The sequence below is a fragment of the Bacteroides sp. AF25-38AC genome (genome assembly GCF_003602995.1).
GTDB classification, from domain to species: domain Bacteria; phylum Bacteroidota; class Bacteroidia; order Bacteroidales; family Bacteroidaceae; genus Bacteroides; species Bacteroides uniformis.
Genome location: NZ_QTMD01000001.1, coordinates 13,722 through 30,879 on the forward strand (window position 1 = coordinate 13,722; position 17,158 = coordinate 30,879).

At 47.0% G+C, this 17,158-nt stretch carries 17 protein-coding genes and 1 tRNA gene; 13 read left to right on the forward strand and 5 right to left on the reverse strand.

What is annotated here, in order from left to right; all coding sequences use genetic code 11:
* Positions 1-63 precede the first annotated feature (63 nt).
* Complete coding sequence (locus DWY55_RS00050; protein WP_057097712.1) at positions 64-2,955, reverse strand: triple tyrosine motif-containing protein; 2,892 nt, start codon at positions 2,953-2,955, stop codon at positions 64-66.
* A 537-nt stretch (positions 2,956-3,492) separates the two neighbouring features.
* Here DWY55_RS00050 and DWY55_RS00060 point away from each other — a divergent pair.
* The 7 genes from DWY55_RS00060 (at position 3,493) to DWY55_RS00090 (ending at position 8,118) form a co-directional block, all read left to right on the forward strand.
* Positions 3,493-3,566: transfer RNA gene (locus DWY55_RS00060), tRNA-Thr, on the forward strand.
* A gap of 145 nt (positions 3,567-3,711) precedes the next feature.
* Entirely contained in the window at positions 3,712-4,257 is a 546-nt protein-coding gene (locus DWY55_RS00065; RefSeq protein WP_022401599.1) for a DUF4199 domain-containing protein, read from the forward strand.
* 54 nt (positions 4,258-4,311) lie between these two features.
* Entirely contained in the window at positions 4,312-5,265 is a 954-nt protein-coding gene (locus DWY55_RS00070) for a glycosyltransferase family 2 protein (protein ID WP_016273343.1), read from the forward strand.
* 2 nt (positions 5,266-5,267) lie between these two features.
* On the forward strand, positions 5,268-5,753 hold the full coding sequence (locus DWY55_RS00075) for a DUF6452 family protein (RefSeq protein ID WP_005835917.1): 486 nt from the start codon (positions 5,268-5,270) through the stop codon (positions 5,751-5,753).
* Positions 5,722-6,489 carry a DUF6048 family protein gene (locus tag DWY55_RS00080; RefSeq protein ID WP_022401600.1) on the forward strand — a complete coding sequence of 256 codons (768 nt, stop codon included), beginning with the start codon at positions 5,722-5,724 and terminating at the stop codon, positions 6,487-6,489. The genes DWY55_RS00075 and DWY55_RS00080 overlap by 32 nt, the downstream gene beginning before the upstream one ends.
* 7 nt (positions 6,490-6,496) lie before the next feature.
* The gene (locus DWY55_RS00085; RefSeq protein WP_005826852.1) at positions 6,497-7,075 is read left to right on the forward strand and encodes a manganese efflux pump MntP family protein; all 579 of its coding nucleotides are present in this window, start codon (positions 6,497-6,499) and stop codon (positions 7,073-7,075) included.
* A 26-nt stretch (positions 7,076-7,101) separates the two neighbouring features.
* On the forward strand, positions 7,102-8,118 hold the full coding sequence (locus DWY55_RS00090; protein WP_005835913.1) for an FAD:protein FMN transferase: 1,017 nt from the start codon (positions 7,102-7,104) through the stop codon (positions 8,116-8,118).
* Positions 8,119-8,139: 21 nt separating this feature from the next.
* Here DWY55_RS00090 and DWY55_RS00095 read toward each other — a convergent pair whose 3' ends face one another.
* The gene (locus DWY55_RS00095) at positions 8,140-8,508 is read right to left on the reverse strand and encodes a DMT family protein (RefSeq protein WP_005826856.1); all 369 of its coding nucleotides are present in this window, start codon (positions 8,506-8,508) and stop codon (positions 8,140-8,142) included.
* Positions 8,509-8,529: 21 nt separating this feature from the next.
* Positions 8,530-9,279 (reverse strand): ATP-binding protein, encoded by a 750-nt coding sequence (locus DWY55_RS00100; protein WP_022401601.1) that lies wholly within the window; start codon positions 9,277-9,279, stop codon positions 8,530-8,532.
* A 165-nt stretch (positions 9,280-9,444) separates the two neighbouring features.
* Here DWY55_RS00100 and DWY55_RS00105 point away from each other — a divergent pair, with 165 nt between their 5' ends.
* The 6 genes from DWY55_RS00105 to DWY55_RS00135 all read left to right on the forward strand — a co-directional run bounded on the left by DWY55_RS00105 (position 9,445) and on the right by DWY55_RS00135 (position 16,408).
* Positions 9,445-10,875: a tetratricopeptide repeat protein gene (locus DWY55_RS00105; protein WP_057097653.1), complete on the forward strand. Its 1,431-nt coding sequence runs from the start codon at positions 9,445-9,447 to the stop codon at positions 10,873-10,875.
* An 8-nt stretch (positions 10,876-10,883) separates the two neighbouring features.
* Entirely contained in the window at positions 10,884-11,354 is a 471-nt protein-coding gene (locus tag DWY55_RS00110) for an NfeD family protein (protein WP_005826862.1), read from the forward strand.
* 48 nt (positions 11,355-11,402) lie between these two features.
* Positions 11,403-12,404 carry a flotillin-like protein FloA gene (gene floA / locus DWY55_RS00115; RefSeq protein WP_005826863.1) on the forward strand — a complete coding sequence of 334 codons (1,002 nt, stop codon included), beginning with the start codon at positions 11,403-11,405 and terminating at the stop codon, positions 12,402-12,404.
* Between the two features lie 93 nt (positions 12,405-12,497).
* Complete coding sequence (locus DWY55_RS00120; protein ID WP_009036776.1) at positions 12,498-13,376, forward strand: nucleoside phosphorylase; 879 nt, start codon at positions 12,498-12,500, stop codon at positions 13,374-13,376.
* A gap of 281 nt (positions 13,377-13,657) precedes the next feature.
* Positions 13,658-15,052: a tRNA uridine-5-carboxymethylaminomethyl(34) synthesis GTPase MnmE gene (mnmE, locus tag DWY55_RS00130; RefSeq protein WP_005826869.1), complete on the forward strand. Its 1,395-nt coding sequence runs from the start codon at positions 13,658-13,660 to the stop codon at positions 15,050-15,052.
* Between the two features lie 189 nt (positions 15,053-15,241).
* Positions 15,242-16,408, forward strand: coding sequence for a site-specific integrase (locus DWY55_RS00135; protein ID WP_120177977.1), 1,167 nt, complete (start codon positions 15,242-15,244; stop codon positions 16,406-16,408).
* A 15-nt stretch (positions 16,409-16,423) separates the two neighbouring features.
* On the opposite strand, the gene DWY55_RS00140 is transcribed toward DWY55_RS00135, so the two are convergent.
* The gene (locus DWY55_RS00140; protein WP_007565103.1) at positions 16,424-16,696 is read right to left on the reverse strand and encodes a hypothetical protein; all 273 of its coding nucleotides are present in this window, start codon (positions 16,694-16,696) and stop codon (positions 16,424-16,426) included.
* A complete protein-coding gene (locus DWY55_RS00145; RefSeq protein WP_120177978.1) occupies positions 16,669-17,145 on the reverse strand; it encodes a hypothetical protein in 477 nt (158 codons plus the stop codon). The genes DWY55_RS00140 and DWY55_RS00145 overlap by 28 nt, the downstream gene beginning before the upstream one ends.
* Positions 17,146-17,158: the final 13 nt, after the last annotated feature.

Sequence of the window (17,158 nt, forward strand, 5' to 3'; positions counted from 1 at the left end):
AGAAATTTAACATTCCTCCCTTTCATACTCTTCCTTCTTTTAAAGGAAGTTAATATCTAAAGGCTACAGTTTATTGCTTAAATAATCCGTCAAACTATCCTCTCTCTCTAAAGCGAACTTCTTACGAAGACGATAACGGATTGTTTCAACTCCACGAACCGAAATGTTCAGCAGAGGTGCTATTTCTTTCGTGGAAAGATTCATCTTTAGATAAGCGCACATCATGCGTTCGTTGTGGGAAAGTTCAGGATGCTTGGCATGAAGACGTTTCATAAAATTGTTATGTATCAAATCGAACTGGTCTTCAATACGCTTCAAAACCTCATCACTCTGTATATTACCGTCTATTTTATTATTAATAAGTATGAGTTGCTGTTTTCCTTCCCGAGCCCCCTCACCCTTCAGCAAGGCGGATACTTTAAGTATCTCTGACTTGATTTCAGTCAGCATTTCATTCTTACGGACAAAGTTTATCATCAGATTGGCCATTTCCTGACTCTTATGTTGCAAATCGTATTCCAATTTTTCTTTCTCCAGCTGCATAATCTGCTTTTCCTGACGGGCTTTCTCCTCTTCGTACTCCCTTTCCATATCGTGCAACTCTTTATCTTTCTCGATTACCGCCTGCTGTTTCTTCCGTTTCACACGGACATCATCCCAACGATAGACATACCATAAGGCAAGCAAAGCCAAGATGATATAACAAACGTATGCAGCAGCACTACGATACCACGGCGGAAGTATACGGAAAGCAATTGTATCCGATGATGTCGTACCGTCAGGAAAGACCGCCTTAACTTCAAACGTATATTCACCTTCCGACAGATTACTATACTCTTTGGTGCGTACCGTTGTAAAATCGGACCAGCTCCCCTTATTCAGACGATATTGAAAACGGACATCATCTCCTACCGCAAAGAAAGAAAGGGCATAGTCAAAACGAACGGAATTCATGGAATAAGCTATCACCGGAACCGGCTTCTCTCCTAAAAAGTTTGCGGTATATACCAATGAATCCTTGGGATAAGACAGATACATGTTCCTTATATATAAGGAATGGCTACGATCCTGACGCTCCCTTACGGCCGGGATACTGAACAAAGCGAAACCTCCTTCATTAGGAACCACCATCAGCGAATCTGAAAGAGGAATAATCGTTTCAAAACCGGGTACCAGTTCAATCAGCGATTGCTGGATGGGATTAATGCTTGTATTCGCCCCCCGCTTATAGGTACCCAGATTGGCAATACAGATTTCGTGAGGGCTCAAACTTATCAACTTATCGTGATACTCCAAGATATGCGAATAGGCCGTGGTGCCATTCAAAAGGTTGTTCATATCCGGACAAGGCTCCATGACATCTTTATGAGGATTATGCTTATAGATTCCCCGGGGAGTGGCAAAATACACCCGGTCTTCTATCTTCGCTATATACATATCACGTCCTACCGGGAAACCATCCTTCGCGCTATATTCCTTTATACGGACAGCTTTTGTCAAATCATTATCCAAATCCACACGGGTAACGTGGTCTGTATTATACACCCAAATCACCTTATCACTTTCCTGCTCAAAAAGACGGCAAGAATCGTTCACACCCTCAATCTTGCCAACCACCTGCCATTCTCCATTCTTTTTCCCAACCAAATAAATACCGTTATATACCCCGACATACATAAGGTCCGTACGTCCTGCCACAAGCTGGCAACACCAGACGCCGGTAATGTCCGTCACACGTTTTACGGAAGTCCCATTGATAAGGAAAATACCACGGTCGTGCAGACAGAAGAGTTCATCACCTATACGGCAAAGGTTCCAGACCTGTCCGCTAGATTGGGGCATCGGACGGATATCCGGCAAATCGCCGTTCATCTGTACCGGATAAGAAGTGTAATACAGCCCCCGATTGGTGCCTAAATAAAGATAGCCGCCTTCTACCGCCGCCGTATATCCCGTGCCGTAAGAATAAGGATAGGAATAGAGATTCGTAAAAGGAGAACTCAGACAGACGTAGTCAATGCCGCTATCCAGACCGGCCCAGAGGTTTCCGGTCGTATCGAAGGAGACAGAAAGCACCGTATTGTTACGCAAGCCGTTGTTCTCATTGAAATATTTCAGTTGCATGGTGCTGCAATCCACCAGTACCAATCCTTTATGAATGGTTCCCAAGGCAATCTTATCATCCTTTTTGGCCACGCAAAAGACTTCATTCTCACGCATAAACTCTTCGGCACCGGTGATAAACGGTTCCATCGTACGCCCGTCACAATAGTAAAGTCCGTTGTATGCAGTCACCACCAGAACACCTTTCTTATAAGGTATAATGCCACGAATACGTTTGGAAGCCAACGCATCAGCACCCTGAAGAGGAAAAAAAGTGTTTCCAACCAAAAGCCATACGCCCCTGTCCGTACCGATATAAAGAATACCATTGACCATATTGGAACAGTCTATCTTGGCATTCATTTCAATGGCGGTATATTTTCCGTTCAGGTACTTCACCACGCACCCGTCCCCTTGGAAATACAAGATATTGTCAGTCTCATGGATGCCCCACACGTTTCCAAGAAAACGAACGGAACTCTCCAAAGTATCGGACATGCAATGATAGGCCAAAGAACCGTCCGCATCCGGTTCATAATAGCCGAACTCATTGATGCCCCCCACATAAATTCTTTTTTGGGTGGCAGAAGCCAGAACGGAACGCACATCGGAAGCATTGTTCAATGGAAACACGTTCCAGACATTGCCATCAAATTGCACCATACCGTTCTTGTTGGCGAAATATACCCACTTGTCATCATAGGGTGCTATCTGCCAAGTCTGGGTCCCCTTGCCATAAACACTTTTATCAAAATTGACGATAAAGCTATTCCAGCCGGCAATTGCTTCGACCAAAGGGAGAAAAAGAAAAAGGCAGAAAAAAAGGTAGAATGACAATATGTGTTTGTTCATGCGTATAATGACTATATAGTTAGTTGCACAAAAATAATGCTTATTTTCAAGGTAGCGCACAATAGCCTATCAGTTTTTTCGTCCCCGATTATTATTTTCTTCTCGAATGGCAATCTTTTGCATTACTATACTTTAGATTCCGGTATACTAAGAAGTATTCGTCCGACAGTTGTTGAATTATCGTCCGACAGCTGTCGGACGATAATTCAACAACTGTCGGACGATAAGGTTACACATATCGGACGAATACTTTTTAGTAAAAGGAATATTTGTCCATCGTAATGCCGGAAAGAATCCGTACCTCCCCTCCAAAGTATCTGTATAAGGAGCCGTGAAGAGGGATAGAATAGAGAATCTAAAAAAACAAATAAAAAAATCGCCGCAAGCTATTGCAGATTTCAAAATAATGCCTACCTTTGCAACCGCAAAACGAAAACGGGTAAGTCCTATACGGCCAGCTCCCTTCGAATCCTCCAGGGCTTGATCGCAGCAAAGGTAGTTGGTTGTAGCGGCGCGATATAGCAAGCTTACCCACCCGCCTCTTTAGCTCAGTTGGCCAGAGCACGTGATTTGTAATCTCGGGGTCGTTGGTTCGAATCCGACAAGAGGCTCGAAAGAAAAGCAGATGATACGAAAGTGTTACCTGCTTTTTTCTTTTTGCCCCGCAAAGAATCCTCTAATTTATTTAAAATCTACACATCGGCTTGCCCTTGAATCCAACTATATTTGTACCTTTGCATATTATTTCTAAGAAAGATGGCAGAAAATAGAGGTTACATGCAACGATACGCAATGCTGTTCGGTACCTATATGGGAGGTTTCTGGATATTGAAGTTCATACTCTTTCCTGTGGGGCTGTCGGTTCCTTTTTTACTTTTCCTTTTCATGGGACTCACGCTATGCGTACCTTTTATGGGATATTATTATGCACGGATGTATCGTAATCAGGTATGCGGAGGCGGCATCAGCTTCCTGCATGCATGGATATTCACCGTTTTCATGTATATGTTTGCTGCGCTGCTTGCCGCCGTGGCACACTACATCTACTTCAGGTTCATAGACCACGGATATGTGATAAACACGTGCGAAACGATGGTAGACACGCTTGCCCAAAGCAACATGCCGGGAATGGATTCGTACATCGCCACCTATCAGGAAGCTCTGGAGACAGCCCGACTGCTCAGTCCTATCGACATTACGCTACAGATGATATCGTCCAATGTGTTTTGGGGTTCGATACTGGCTTTCCCCACCGCCTTGTTCGTGATGAGACGCAAGAAAGACAACGCTCCGGCAAAGTGACGGAACAGTAAAAAGAAATGTTATTTCAATTGTAAATAGAAAAATCATACATCAATGGATATTTCAGTTGTCGTACCACTATATAATGAAGAAGAATCACTCCCCGAATTGTTCGCATGGATTGAGCGGGTGATGAATGCCAACGGCTTTTCATACGAAGTGATTTTCGTTAACGACGGAAGTACCGACCGTTCGTGGCAGGTTATCGAGCAATTGCAGGCACAAGCTCCGGACAAGGTACGGGGCATTAAGTTCCGCCGCAACTACGGGAAGTCGCCGGCATTGTTCTGTGGTTTCGAACAAGCACAAGGCGACGTCGTGATAACCATGGACGCCGACCTGCAGGACAGTCCCGACGAAATACCCGAACTCTACCGCATGATTACCCAGGAGGGCTACGACCTCGTATCGGGCTGGAAGCAGAAACGTTACGACCCGTTGTCGAAGACCCTCCCCACCAAATTGTTCAATGCCACCGCCCGCAAAGTATCGGGCATCAAAAACCTGCACGACTTTAATTGCGGACTGAAGGCATATCGCAAAGAGGTTGTCAAGAATATAGAGGTATACGGCGAAATGCACCGCTACATCCCCTACCTGGCCAAGAACGCCGGCTTCAAGAAAATCGGCGAGAAAGTGGTGCACCACCAGGCACGCAAATACGGAAAGACCAAGTTCGGGCTGAACCGATTTGTAAACGGGTATCTGGACTTGCTTTCCCTTTGGTTCCTTTCCCGGTTCGGCATCAAGCCCATGCATTTTTTCGGATTGCTGGGTTCATTGATGTTCATCTTCGGCTTCATAGCCGTGGTCATAGTGGGTGTCAGCAAGTTGTACTACATGCACCATGGCATGCCCTACCGTCTTGTAACGGACTCTCCCTACTTCTACCTCTCGTTGACCTCCATGATTATCGGCACACAACTATTCGTGGCAGGATTCCTCGGAGAGCTGATTTCACGTAATGCCCCGGAACGAAACAAATATCAAATAGAGAAAACCATTTAACGATGAAAAAATTAGTCAGACTTGTCATACTCGGAGCTATCCTTTGCCCGATAATAAGCATAGCTATCTCCTGCTCGGAGGAGGCAGATTGCTCCATGACGGCACGCCCCATGGTGAATTGCATTCTTTATAGAGTAGACCCCGAAACCCAATATGTGGAGAACGACACGCTCGACTCGCTCACCGTGACAGCATACGGCACCGACTCCATCATCATCAACAACCAGAAGAAGGTACACGACATCTCCCTGCCACTGCGCTATACGGAGGATTCCACCAAGCTGATATTCAAGTATAGCCGGACCAAGAGTGACACGATGGTGATACGCCACACCAACACCCCCTATTTTCTATCGATGGATTGCGGCTATCAGATGAAGCAGGCCATCACAGACGTAACGTGCACCCGCATCTCTCTGGACTCGATATACATCAAAGACAATGAAGCAGGCATCTATGGAAAGGAAAATCTTAAGTTATTCTATTAGTCTGGCACTCTGCCTGCTGATGTTCCTCCCCCTACGGGCGCAGAACGGGAATCCTACCGCTCCCCCCCAGGGAGCACCTCCCAAGAAGGAGAAGAAGGACGCGAAAGAAGAAGTGCACTATCCGTTATACAACGGCATGTCCGTCGGCTTGGACTTGTGGGGAATCGGAAGCTCCGTATTTGGAGGAGATTTCCTGAGTTCCGAAGTGGCCGTGGATGTAAACCTCAAGAACCGCTTCTTCCCTATTGCCGAACTGGGATATGGCTCCACGGACACCTGGAGTGACAAAGGCATACACTACAAAAGCAACGCCCCCTACTTCCGCATAGGAATGGACTATAACACGCTATACAAGAAGCAGCACGGACACATGCTACTCGTAGGCTTGCGTTACGGTGTAAGCAGCTTCAAGTATGATGTAGACGCCTTGGGACTGGACGACCCGATATACGGTGGCATCGTAGGCAATCCGAATCTGGACGACGAGATATGGGGAGGCAGCCTGCCCTATAACCATAAAGGAATGAAAGGCTCCATGCAATGGGCGGAATTTTGTGTCGGTATCCGGGCGCACGTCTGGAAGGCATTGTACATGGGCTGGTCACTACGCTTCAAGTTCAAATTGTCTGCCTCGGCCAATGAATACGGTGACCCGTGGTATGTGCCCGGTTTCGGGAAATATGGCTCCAACACGATGGGAGTAACCTATACGATAACTTATAAACTACCTCTTTAAGCGACTTATGACAGGGTTAGAGATTTGGCTACTGGCTGTAGGACTTGCGATGGATTGTTTCGCCGTTTCTATAGCCAGCGGAATTATATTGAAACGCGCCCGGCTGCGCCCTATGCTGGTGATGGCCATCAGCTTCGGCTTTTTCCAGGCTTTGATGCCTCTGCTGGGATGGATAGGCGCCAGTTTTTTCAGCCACCTGATAGAAAGTATTGACCATTGGATTGCATTCGGTATCCTTGCCTTCCTGGGCGGACGCATGATAATGGAATCCTTCAAGGACGAAGATTGCAAGCACGAGTATGACCCTACCAGCCTGAAGGTGGTGCTCGCTCTGGCCGTGGCAACCAGCATCGATGCATTGGCGGTAGGTGTTTCGTTTGCATTCCTCGGTATCAAGCAATTCTCGGCTATTCTTTCCCCCATCGGCATTATCGGTTTTGTATCATTCGCCTTGTCGATGGTCGGCCTGATGTTCGGCATCCGTTTCGGATGTGGCATAGCCCGCAGACTGCGCGCCGAACTTTGGGGAGGGATTATCCTCGTCATCATCGGTACCAAGATATTGGTAGAGCATCTCTTCTTTTAATTAAAAAGTAAAAACTCAGATAGGATATGGAAAAGAAAGTACAACGGAATTTTTTATGGATTGCCCTACTGGTACTGGGAACCATCTGGATACTTGCCCGCCACAACCAAGTCACTCCTTATCAGACGGATAACGGACTGATATTCGGTACGGTATATAAAGTGACTTATCAATGTGACCAAAATCTGAAGGCGGAGATAGAAGCGGAACTCAAACGTTTCGACGGTTCCTTGTCCCCTTTCAATGACACGGCGACCATTACGCGCATCAACCGCAACGAGGACATTGTGCCCGACACATTCTTTACCAACGTCTTCCGACGTAGCATGGAAATCTCCCGGGAGACCGATGGTGCCTTCGATATCACCGTTGCCCCTCTTGCCAATGCCTGGGGATTTGGGTTCAAGAAGGGTAACTTCCCCGACTCTGCCATGATAGACAGCCTGCTGGAGATGACAGGATACGAAAAAGTAAAATTGTCCGATGAAGGGAAAGTGGTGAAAACAGACTCGCGTATAATGCTCTCGTGCAGCGCTGTGGCAAAAGGATATGCAGTAGATGTCATAGCCCAACTTCTGAAGAAGAAGGGTATCCGCAACTTTATGGTCGATATAGGCGGAGAAGTGGTTGTTCACGGGCAAAACCCTCAAAATGGACCTTGGCGCATCGGTTTGAACAAGCCGATAGACGACTCACTGGCAGTGAACCAGGAACTGCAAGCAGTGCTGCAAGTCACGGATTTAGGCATGGCTACATCGGGCAATTATCGCAACTACTACTATAAAGACGGAAAGAAATATGCGCATACCATCGACCCGCGTACCGGCTATCCGGTACAGCACAGCATCTTGTCAGCCACCGTCATTGCCAAAGATTGCATGAGTGCAGACGCCTATGCCACGGCATTCATGGTGATGGGGCTGGAAGAAGCAGAACGCGTGGCGGATGCACATCCGGATATCGACGCCTGTTTCATTTATACGGATGAAGAAGGAAAGCTTCAAACGTTCTTAACAAAAGGAATGGAGAAGTATATGAAATAATGTGCAAATGCGATTAACCCATCATTTATAAAATACAAAATATACCGCCAGTACCAGACATACAAAAGCGGCAAAATGATTCCAATGCAGCGTTTCCCCCTTGAAAAGAACCGTTGTGAACACCGTAAAGATAATCAAAGTGATTACTTCCTGAATCACTTTGAGTTGCATCAATGAGAACGGGCCTCCATTGCCTAAAAAGCCTATCCGATTGGCCGGAACCTGGCAAGAATACTCTGCCAAAGCTATTACCCAGGAAAACAGCACCACGGCATACAACGGCCAGTTGGAGATGACTTTTGTCTCTTGTAGCTTCAGATGCCCATACCAGGCAAACGTCATGAAAATATTAGATACAATCAATAGCAAAATGGTATAAAATGCTTTCATATAGTGATTAATGATTAGTGATTAATGATTAATGATTGCAGGCAGCAATTCCTCTTGCACATTCGTCATACTCCCCCATAGACTATAGCGTGCCTCAGGATTCATTTCCTCCAACTGTTTCAGAATGCCTTTCATTGCACTACGACTGGATTGTGACTCATACGGACAATTCTTCACCTGCTTACGATACCCCCTCACTTGCGCCAACTCCATCAAATCCGCCTCATGTACCAGACACATCGGACGGATAATCGTCATATCAAACTTCTTCATTACCAGCCGGGGGGGCATAGAGCTGAACGCTCCCTGATAGGTGATATTCATCAGCAAGGTCTCCAGAATATCATCCATGTGATGGCCTAACGCGATTTTATTGCATCCCTGCTCCTTGGCTACGGTAAACAATGCCTTCCGCCTATTCCAAGAGCAAAGAAAACAAGGAGACTTGCGGGTATCGGTCGTGGCATCAAACTCCGTTTCAAAGAGAACAAAAGGCACTCCCCACGACTCTACGTACTCCCTCAGATAGTCCACATCGCTTTGATAAGGTATATTCTTCATCACTACATGTACGGCGACAACGGAAAAACAGGGTTTATAGACACGGGCACGCCGTGCCAACAATTCCACCAGCGCCAAAGAGTCCTTGCCTCCCGAAAGCCCGATAAGAATCTTATCGCCGTCCTCTATCAGCCCATATTCCACCACACCTTTGCTAAACCGCTTGTCTATGCGGCGCAACATCTTTTCTTCTTCAGTAAATTGTGCCATTGATACGAGTTATGAGTTATAAGTTATGAATTATAGCTCTTCCGGTTGCAAAAGTAAGGCAAAAGAACGATTTAAAGAAGAATTAACAAAATAGAATTACGGAAACCAGCTTTATTCACGATAAATTTGTATTTTTGACCTTCTGAACAATCAGCATGTATCAATATGAATAAAAAATATATCCTTTTCTTTCTATTCGGCCTTTTGAGCATAACAATTTCCGCACAAAGCCTGGCAGAAGCCAAAGCCTTGTACGAGAAGGGAGAATACGAAGAAGCCAAGCCCACTTTCAAGAAACTCGTCAAGACACAACCTGGTAATGGAAATTACAACCTATGGTACGGTGTATGTTGCCTGGAAACCGGCGAACCCGCAGAAGCCTTGAAGTACCTGGAAAGCGCCGTCAAGAGACGTGTCCCCAGCGGGCAACTCTATTTGGCCCTGGCATACAATGATCTATATCGGTTCGAAGATGCCATCGAGACTTATGAGACCTACATTTCCGACCTGAAAAAGAGAAAACGCTCCACCGAAGAGGCCGAACAATTATTGGAAAAAAGCAAATCCAACTTGCGCATGCTGAAAGGCGTGGAAGAGGTCTGCTTCATCGACAGCTTTGTGGTAGACAAGGAAAAATTCCTGGATGCATACAAAATCAGCCCCGAATCGGGCAAGCTGTTCATGTACGACACCTACTTCAATGATTCCGGTAAGGAAGGCGGAACGGTATACGAAACGGAGCTGGGCAATAAGCTATATTATAGCGAAATGCAACCGGACAGCACCCTCAGTATCCTTTCGCGCAACAAGTTGCTGGACAAATGGAGTGATGGCAGCTTGTTGCCCGGAAGCATCAACGAGGCCATGAATGCAGACTATCCCTATGTACTTACGGACGGTATCACTATCTACTATGCTTCGGATGGCCCTGGCTCGATGGGAGGATATGACATTTTCGTCACCCGTTACAATACGAATACCGACTCCTATCTGATGCCGGAAAATGTGGGCATGCCGTTCAATTCGCCCTACAACGACTATATGTACGTCATCGACGAATTCAACGACTTGGGATGGTTTGCCTCCGACCGCTACCAGCCCGAAGGCAAAGTGTGTATCTATGTATTCATTCCCAACTCATCCAAGCAAGTGTACAACTACGAAGGGATGGACCCGGACAAGATGATATCATTGGCGCAACTTCACTCTATCAAGGACACATGGACGGACACCGATGCGGTAAAGGGCGCCCGAGAAAGGCTTCGGACTGCTGCCAACGCAAAGCCGCGGACTACCAAGAAGCATGATTTCCAATTCATCATTGACGACCACTCCACCTACTACCAGCTGGACGATTTCCGCTCCCCACAGGCCAAAGCCTCGTATGGCAAATACAATCAGCTGGAGCAGAGCTACAAACAACTGCAGGAGAAACTGGAAGATATGCGTTCGGAATACTCCCGAGCCAACAAGCAGGAAAAGGACAAGATGTCCGCCGCCATCCTCGACCTGGAGCAACGTGTACGGCAATTGTCCACTGAGATGGAGCAGACTGCCATTCAAGTGCGCAACCTGGAAAAACAAGCCACCAAATAAAGACAACTATGGATATACTCATTATCGCCTCATTGATTATAGGAGCAGTAATCTTGTTCTTAGTGGAATTATTCGTAATTCCGGGCATCAGCGTTGCCGGTTTTCTGGCAGGAGGTTGCATCATCTTTGCCAACTACTATGCCTTTGCCTATATGGGCACCACGGCAGGTGTCATTACGCTTATCATATCTGCCCTGGCTTGTATCGGCTCGTTGGTATGGTTCATGCGCTCCAAGACACTCGACAAAATTGCATTGAAAAAAAACATCACCTCCAAAGTAGACCGTAGTGCCGAGGAAAAAGTCAAGGTAGGTGATATAGGCGTAACCACTACTCGCCTGGCTCTTATCGGCTATGCCGAAATCAACGGAGACATCGTGGAAGTAAAGTCATCAGACGGCTTCCTGAACGAAAAGACTCCGATTATCGTAGACCGTATTGCCGACGGAGTCCTCTTAGTGGAGCGGCTCAAGCAGTGAAATTTCAGAAATCAACCTATTTATAACTAACAATTAATATTTAATCTCATGGATCCAAGCACAATGTATTTAACCGCCTTCCTCATTATAGGAGGCATTATTTTCCTGGTACTTTTCTTCCATTATGTACCGTTCTTCTTGTGGCTGTCTGCCAAAGTATCGGGAGTAAACATCTCGCTGGTACAACTTTTCCTGATGCGTATCCGTAATGTTCCTCCTTATATCATTGTGCCCGGCATGATTGAAGCTCATAAAGCAGGATTGCAAAACATCACGCGCGACGAACTGGAAGCGCACTACCTTGCCGGAGGTCACGTAGAGCGGGTGGTACACGCACTGGTATCCGCCTCTAAAGCCAATATCGAGCTGCCGTTCCAGATGGCAACCGCCATCGACCTTGCCGGCCGTGACGTATTCGAAGCCGTACAGATGTCCGTTAACCCCAAAGTAATTGACACTCCTCCCGTGACAGCTGTTGCCAAAGACGGTATCCAGCTGATTGCCAAGGCCCGTGTAACGGTGCGCGCCAATATCCGCCAATTGGTGGGAGGTGCCGGAGAAGACACGATTCTGGCCCGTGTAGGCGAGGGTATTGTGTCTTCCATCGGTTCGTCAGAGAATCATAAGTCTGTATTGGAGAATCCGGATTCTATCTCCAAACTGGTATTGCGCAAGGGGTTGGATGCCGGAACAGCATTCGAAATTCTGTCCATTGACATTGCTGATATTGACATAGGTAAGAATATCGGTGCCGCCCTGCAGATAGACCAAGCCAATGCCGACAAGAACATTGCTCAAGCCAAGGCAGAGGAACGCCGCGCCATGGCCGTAGCCACAGAGCAGGAAATGAAGGCAAAAGCCCAGGAAGCCCGTGCCAAAGTTATCGAGGCAGAAGCGGAAGTACCCAAGGCCATGGCCGAAGCATTCCGCAACGGCAATCTGGGTATCATGGACTATTACCGGATGAAGAATATAGAAGCCGACACTTCCATGCGCGAAAACATTGCCAAACCGACGACGGGCAATACCAGCCAGCCGTTGAGTAAATAACCCGGAAAGTAACTGACGAAACGCCGGAACCGGTGAACAAGAATCGGTTCCCGACGTTTCTATTTATAAACAAAAGATTAAAGCCTCAAGCATATGAAGAAATATTTCGCCTCTTCCGAACTGATCATCAATGAAGACGGTTCTGTATTTCATCTTCACGTAAAGCCCGAATGGCTGGCAGATAAAGTCATCTTGGTAGGCGACCCCGGACGGGTGGCACTGGTTGCCTCCCATTTCGAGAACAAGGAATGTGAAGTGGAAAGCCGCGAGTTCAAGACTATCACCGGTACTTACCAGGGGAAACGTATTACGGTGGTTTCCACCGGTATCGGATGTGACAACATCGATATCGTGATGAACGAACTGGATGCCCTGGCAAACATCGACTTCGAGACGCGCGAAGAAAAGCCCCGCCTACGTAGCCTTGAGCTGGTACGTATCGGCACCTGCGGCGGCTTGCAACCCTACACTCCGGTGGGTACATTTGTATGTTCTGAAAAGTCCATTGGTTTCGATGGGCTGCTCAACTTCTATGCCGGACGCAACTCCGTGTGCGACCTGCCCATGGAGCGTGCCTTCCTCAACCATATGGGATGGTCCGGCAACATGTGTGCCCCTGCCCCCTACGTCATTGATGCAAGCACTGAACTGATAGACCGCATCGCACAAAACGACATGGTACGTGGCGTAACGATTGCCGCCGGGGGCTTCTTCGGACCTCAAGGACGCGAGTTACGCGTGCCGCTTGCCGACCCACATCAGAATGAGAAGATTGAAAAATTTGAATACAACGGCTACCGTATTACCAACTTCGAGATGGAAAGTTCTGCCCTGGCAGGCTTGAGCCGTCTGATGGGGCACAAGGCCATGACGGTATGCATGGTCATTGCCAACCGCCTGATAAAAGAAGCTAACACGGGATACAAGAATACGATAGATACTCTTATCAAAACAGTACTCGACCGTATCTAAGTATCCTTCAAGAAATGCTCCTCCCTTTCCTTCAGCCAATCCTAGGAGTAGGGTTTAGTAATGACTTCATCACATCCTGCCTGACGTGCCTGTTGCTGGTCTGTATAGTGTAGCAATGTCCTGCTATACCCACAATGGGCACAGAGGCGGATTAGGCTTTATAAGCATCTATCCATTATCGATTTGCACAAAGTTACGATAAAAGCCCATAAGTTGAATCACCATCTCTCTTTTTTGTAAAGAAACCATTATCTTTGCTGAATAAAAATAAGCCGGATAAAATGAACCAAGATACCATTTGTGCCATAGCCACCGCCCAAGGGGGAGCCATAGGATGCATCCGTGTCTCCGGACCGGATGCCATAGAGATAACATCCCGCATATTTACCCCTGCCCGGAAGGGGAAGAAGCTGAAGGATGCCAAGCCATACACACTTACCTTCGGTCATATCCATGAAGAAGAAAACATCATAGACGAAGTACTTGTAAGCTTATTCCGTGCCCCCCACTCGTACACGGGCGAGGATAGCACGGAAATCATGTGCCACGGTTCGAGCTATATTCTTCAGAAGGTGTTGCAATTGCTCATCGGCAATGGTTGCCGCCTGGCCGCTCCCGGTGAGTACACGCAACGGGCCTTCTTGGGCGGCAAAATGGACCTAAGCCAGGCCGAAGCCGTGGCCGACCTCATCGCCTCCACCTCTGCCGCCACTCACCGCCTCGCCATGAGCCAAATGCGCGGTGGGTTCAGTAAAGAGCTGGCCTCACTACGCGACCAATTGCTGCACTTCACATCACTCATAGAACTGGAGCTGGACTTCAGCGACCACGAAGAACTGGAATTTGCCGACCGCTCCGAGCTATGTCTCCTAGCAGACGGCATAGAGCAGGTAATTTCCCGTTTAGTACAATCCTTCAGTGTAGGCAATGCCATCAAGAACGGCGTGCCCGTAGCCATCATCGGCGAAACGAACGCTGGTAAATCCACCCTGTTGAATGCACTACTAAACGAGGAACGAGCCATTGTAAGCGACATACACGGGACAACCCGCGATGTGATAGAAGACACAGTCAATCTTGGTGGGATAACTTTCCGATTTATTGATACGGCAGGCATACGCGAAACGAACGACACCATCGAGAACCTAGGAATTGAGCGAACCTTCCAGAAATTGGAGCAGGCGGAAATCGTGCTCTGGATAGTTGATGCCACGAATGCCGTCTCACGGATACCACAACTAACTACCCAGATACTTCCCCGTTGCGAAGGGAAACGGCTCATTCTCGTATTCAACAAGACCGATTTGGTGCAAGATGCCTCAACCATCCCCAACTCCAGTTTCACCGTGGCCGCTACTAATGTGCAATGCATCTCCATCTCTGCCAAAGGACGTACCAACCTCGACAAGCTTCAGCAAATGCTAATCTCTGCCGCTAACCTGCCCACGGTTACCCAAAACGATGTCATTGTCACGAATATACGCCACTACGAGGCTTTGACCCATGCCTTGGAAGCCATCCACCGGGTCCAACAAGGATTAGCAGAAAATCTATCCGGAGATTTTGTTTCACAAGATATCCGCGAATGCATTTTCCATCTAAGCGATATTGCAGGGGAAGTTACGAACGATATGGTACTTGGGAATATTTTCGAACATTTTTGCATCGGAAAGTAAAGTAAGTAAAACGGAAAGCAAAAGGCATACAAAACGGGTGTAATCAATGATAGATAACAGTTAATCAATCAATGTTTTACACACCATATAAACCGATATAAAATTTTTCTCTGATTATACCCGTTTTATTATTTTTTTGTTGTTATTTTGTTGCTCGTATCGAAAACAGCAACAAAAGCAACAAAAATTATGGGAAAATCGAAAGAACCGATAAGGCTCAGACAGAGAAAGACCGCTTCGGGGAATATCACGTTATACCTCGACATCTACCTGAACGGGAAAAGGTCTTATGAATACTTGAAACTCTATCTTATCCCTGAAACGAACAGAAAGGATAAGGAGAAGAACCGTCAGACGCTTCAACTCGCCGAGGCGATAAAAGCCAAGCGGGTTGTTGAACTTCAAAACGGAGAATACGGTTTTAACGCCGCCTACAAACTTGAAACGAACTTTCTTGACTATTACCGGGCTATGTGTGAGAAACGTCACGGCAACCCCGAGAGCCGGGGAAACTGGGGTAATTGGTATAGCTGCCTCAAACACCTTGAACGGTATTGCAAGCCTAACACCACATTCAAGGACATAACACCTGAATGGATAATCGGTTTTCGTGAACACCTTGACAAGAACGCCCGTTGCAGAGACAAACGGAAGATTATCACAACGGAAGAAGTGACAAAGCCGCTTTCACAAAACAGCAAGGTCAGTTACTTCAACAAACTCCGTGCCTGCATCAACCAAGCATTTGAAGACAGGATAATACCGCATAACCCACTTCGTGGCATTGAGGGTTTCAAACAAGCTGAAACGGAAAGAAGTTATCTGACATTGGAAGAAGTCAAGGCGATGGCTGCTGCCCATTGCAAATACCCAGCCTTGAAAAATGCGTTCATGTTCTCATGCCTGACAGGTCTTCGCAAATCAGACATTGAGAAACTCCGTTGGCGTGAAGTTCAGCAGCAAGGAGACTTTACCCGGATAATCTTCAAACAGAAGAAGACGGGCGGGCAAGAATACCTTGACATCAATAAACAAGCGGTTCAATACATGGGGGTTCGCCGTGAACCTGATGACCGGGTTTTTGTCGGTTTCAAATACAGTGCCTATATGATAGCTGAGTTAAGGATGTGGGCAAATAGGGCGGGAATAACAAAAGACATCACGTTCCATTCAGGGCGGCACACATTCGCTGTCCTCATGCTTGACCTCGGCGCAGAAATCTACACGGTTCAGAAACTTCTCGGGCACAAGGAACTTTCAACAACACAGATTTACGCGAAAATCCTTGATAAGAAAAAGCAGGAGGCGGTTGCGATGATACCCGATATTTTCGGGGCTGATGACAACAAGGAATAAGGGACGGGGGCAGCTTCACGGCTTTGCCCCCGTCCTCGTTTCATAGAAATCCCCCTCGCCTGTCAGAAGCCAGCGTGCGGAAACCTTGTATTCTTTCACTATATAAGTCAACCAAGCGGGTTGAAAAATGTCACTTGCCAAGTTCTTTTCAAGTTTGTTCAAATTCCAACGATTTATATCAAACTCACGTGTAAAAGTCTGTTTTCCTCTTATCTTCCCGTCATCTTTCAGGCGGTAAAGAGCCTCAAAAAAACGGCGTACTACCTTTTGGCTGTCTTCTGTCTGCATAATTCATCTGATTTAGCGGCTGCGGTTGCAAATTTGGTGTTAATTTCTCTCTCCCGGAGATTAAGGCGTTCCCTCCATGATTGAAGCGTGTCGGGGCTGAAATCGGCTTTCTCCCCCTCTCTTACTTGACGTTCAAACATGCGGAGTTCATCGGGTGTCATAACGGGAATGAAACGTTCAAGTTCCATGACCTGAAAAACGTGTTCAAGGGCTTCACGGCGCAAGTCCGCTTGTTTCTCATCACTCAGCATTTCCCCCTGCCCTGTCAAGAACCAACGGGCGTTTATCTCGGGCAAAGCCTCAATGATTGAGACCACGGGTTGCAAGCCGAAATCAACACCTTTCAGAAGTTTAGACAGATATTGCGGCGACCAATTCAAAAGGGCTGCAAAGGCGGTCTGTCTCCCGCCAGTCTTATACTTTATAATATCTTGAAGTCTTCTATTCATATCCATATTTAGG

Excerpts from the sequence above, each read along its gene's own strand:
- DWY55_RS00050 (WP_057097712.1), bottom strand. The coding sequence starts at position 2,955 with ATGAACAAACACATATTGTCATTCTACCTTTTTTTCTGCCTTTTTCTT.
- DWY55_RS00065 (WP_022401599.1), top strand. The coding sequence starts at position 3,712 with ATGGCAGAAAATAGAGGTTACATGCAACGATACGCAATGCTGTTCGGT.
- DWY55_RS00070 (WP_016273343.1), top strand. The coding sequence starts at position 4,312 with ATGGATATTTCAGTTGTCGTACCACTATATAATGAAGAAGAATCACTC.
- DWY55_RS00075 (WP_005835917.1), top strand. The coding sequence starts at position 5,268 with ATGAAAAAATTAGTCAGACTTGTCATACTCGGAGCTATCCTTTGCCCG.
- DWY55_RS00080 (WP_022401600.1), top strand. The coding sequence starts at position 5,722 with ATGGAAAGGAAAATCTTAAGTTATTCTATTAGTCTGGCACTCTGCCTG.
- DWY55_RS00085 (WP_005826852.1), top strand. The coding sequence starts at position 6,497 with ATGACAGGGTTAGAGATTTGGCTACTGGCTGTAGGACTTGCGATGGAT.
- DWY55_RS00090 (WP_005835913.1), top strand. The coding sequence starts at position 7,102 with ATGGAAAAGAAAGTACAACGGAATTTTTTATGGATTGCCCTACTGGTA.
- DWY55_RS00095 (WP_005826856.1), bottom strand. The coding sequence starts at position 8,508 with ATGAAAGCATTTTATACCATTTTGCTATTGATTGTATCTAATATTTTC.
- DWY55_RS00100 (WP_022401601.1), bottom strand. The coding sequence starts at position 9,279 with ATGGCACAATTTACTGAAGAAGAAAAGATGTTGCGCCGCATAGACAAG.
- DWY55_RS00105 (WP_057097653.1), top strand. The coding sequence starts at position 9,445 with ATGAATAAAAAATATATCCTTTTCTTTCTATTCGGCCTTTTGAGCATA.
- DWY55_RS00110 (WP_005826862.1), top strand. The coding sequence starts at position 10,884 with ATGGATATACTCATTATCGCCTCATTGATTATAGGAGCAGTAATCTTG.
- floA (WP_005826863.1), top strand. The coding sequence starts at position 11,403 with ATGGATCCAAGCACAATGTATTTAACCGCCTTCCTCATTATAGGAGGC.
- DWY55_RS00120 (WP_009036776.1), top strand. The coding sequence starts at position 12,498 with ATGAAGAAATATTTCGCCTCTTCCGAACTGATCATCAATGAAGACGGT.
- mnmE (WP_005826869.1), top strand. The coding sequence starts at position 13,658 with ATGAACCAAGATACCATTTGTGCCATAGCCACCGCCCAAGGGGGAGCC.
- DWY55_RS00135 (WP_120177977.1), top strand. The coding sequence starts at position 15,242 with ATGGGAAAATCGAAAGAACCGATAAGGCTCAGACAGAGAAAGACCGCT.
- DWY55_RS00140 (WP_007565103.1), bottom strand. The coding sequence starts at position 16,696 with ATGCAGACAGAAGACAGCCAAAAGGTAGTACGCCGTTTTTTTGAGGCT.
- DWY55_RS00145 (WP_120177978.1), bottom strand. The coding sequence starts at position 17,145 with ATGAATAGAAGACTTCAAGATATTATAAAGTATAAGACTGGCGGGAGA.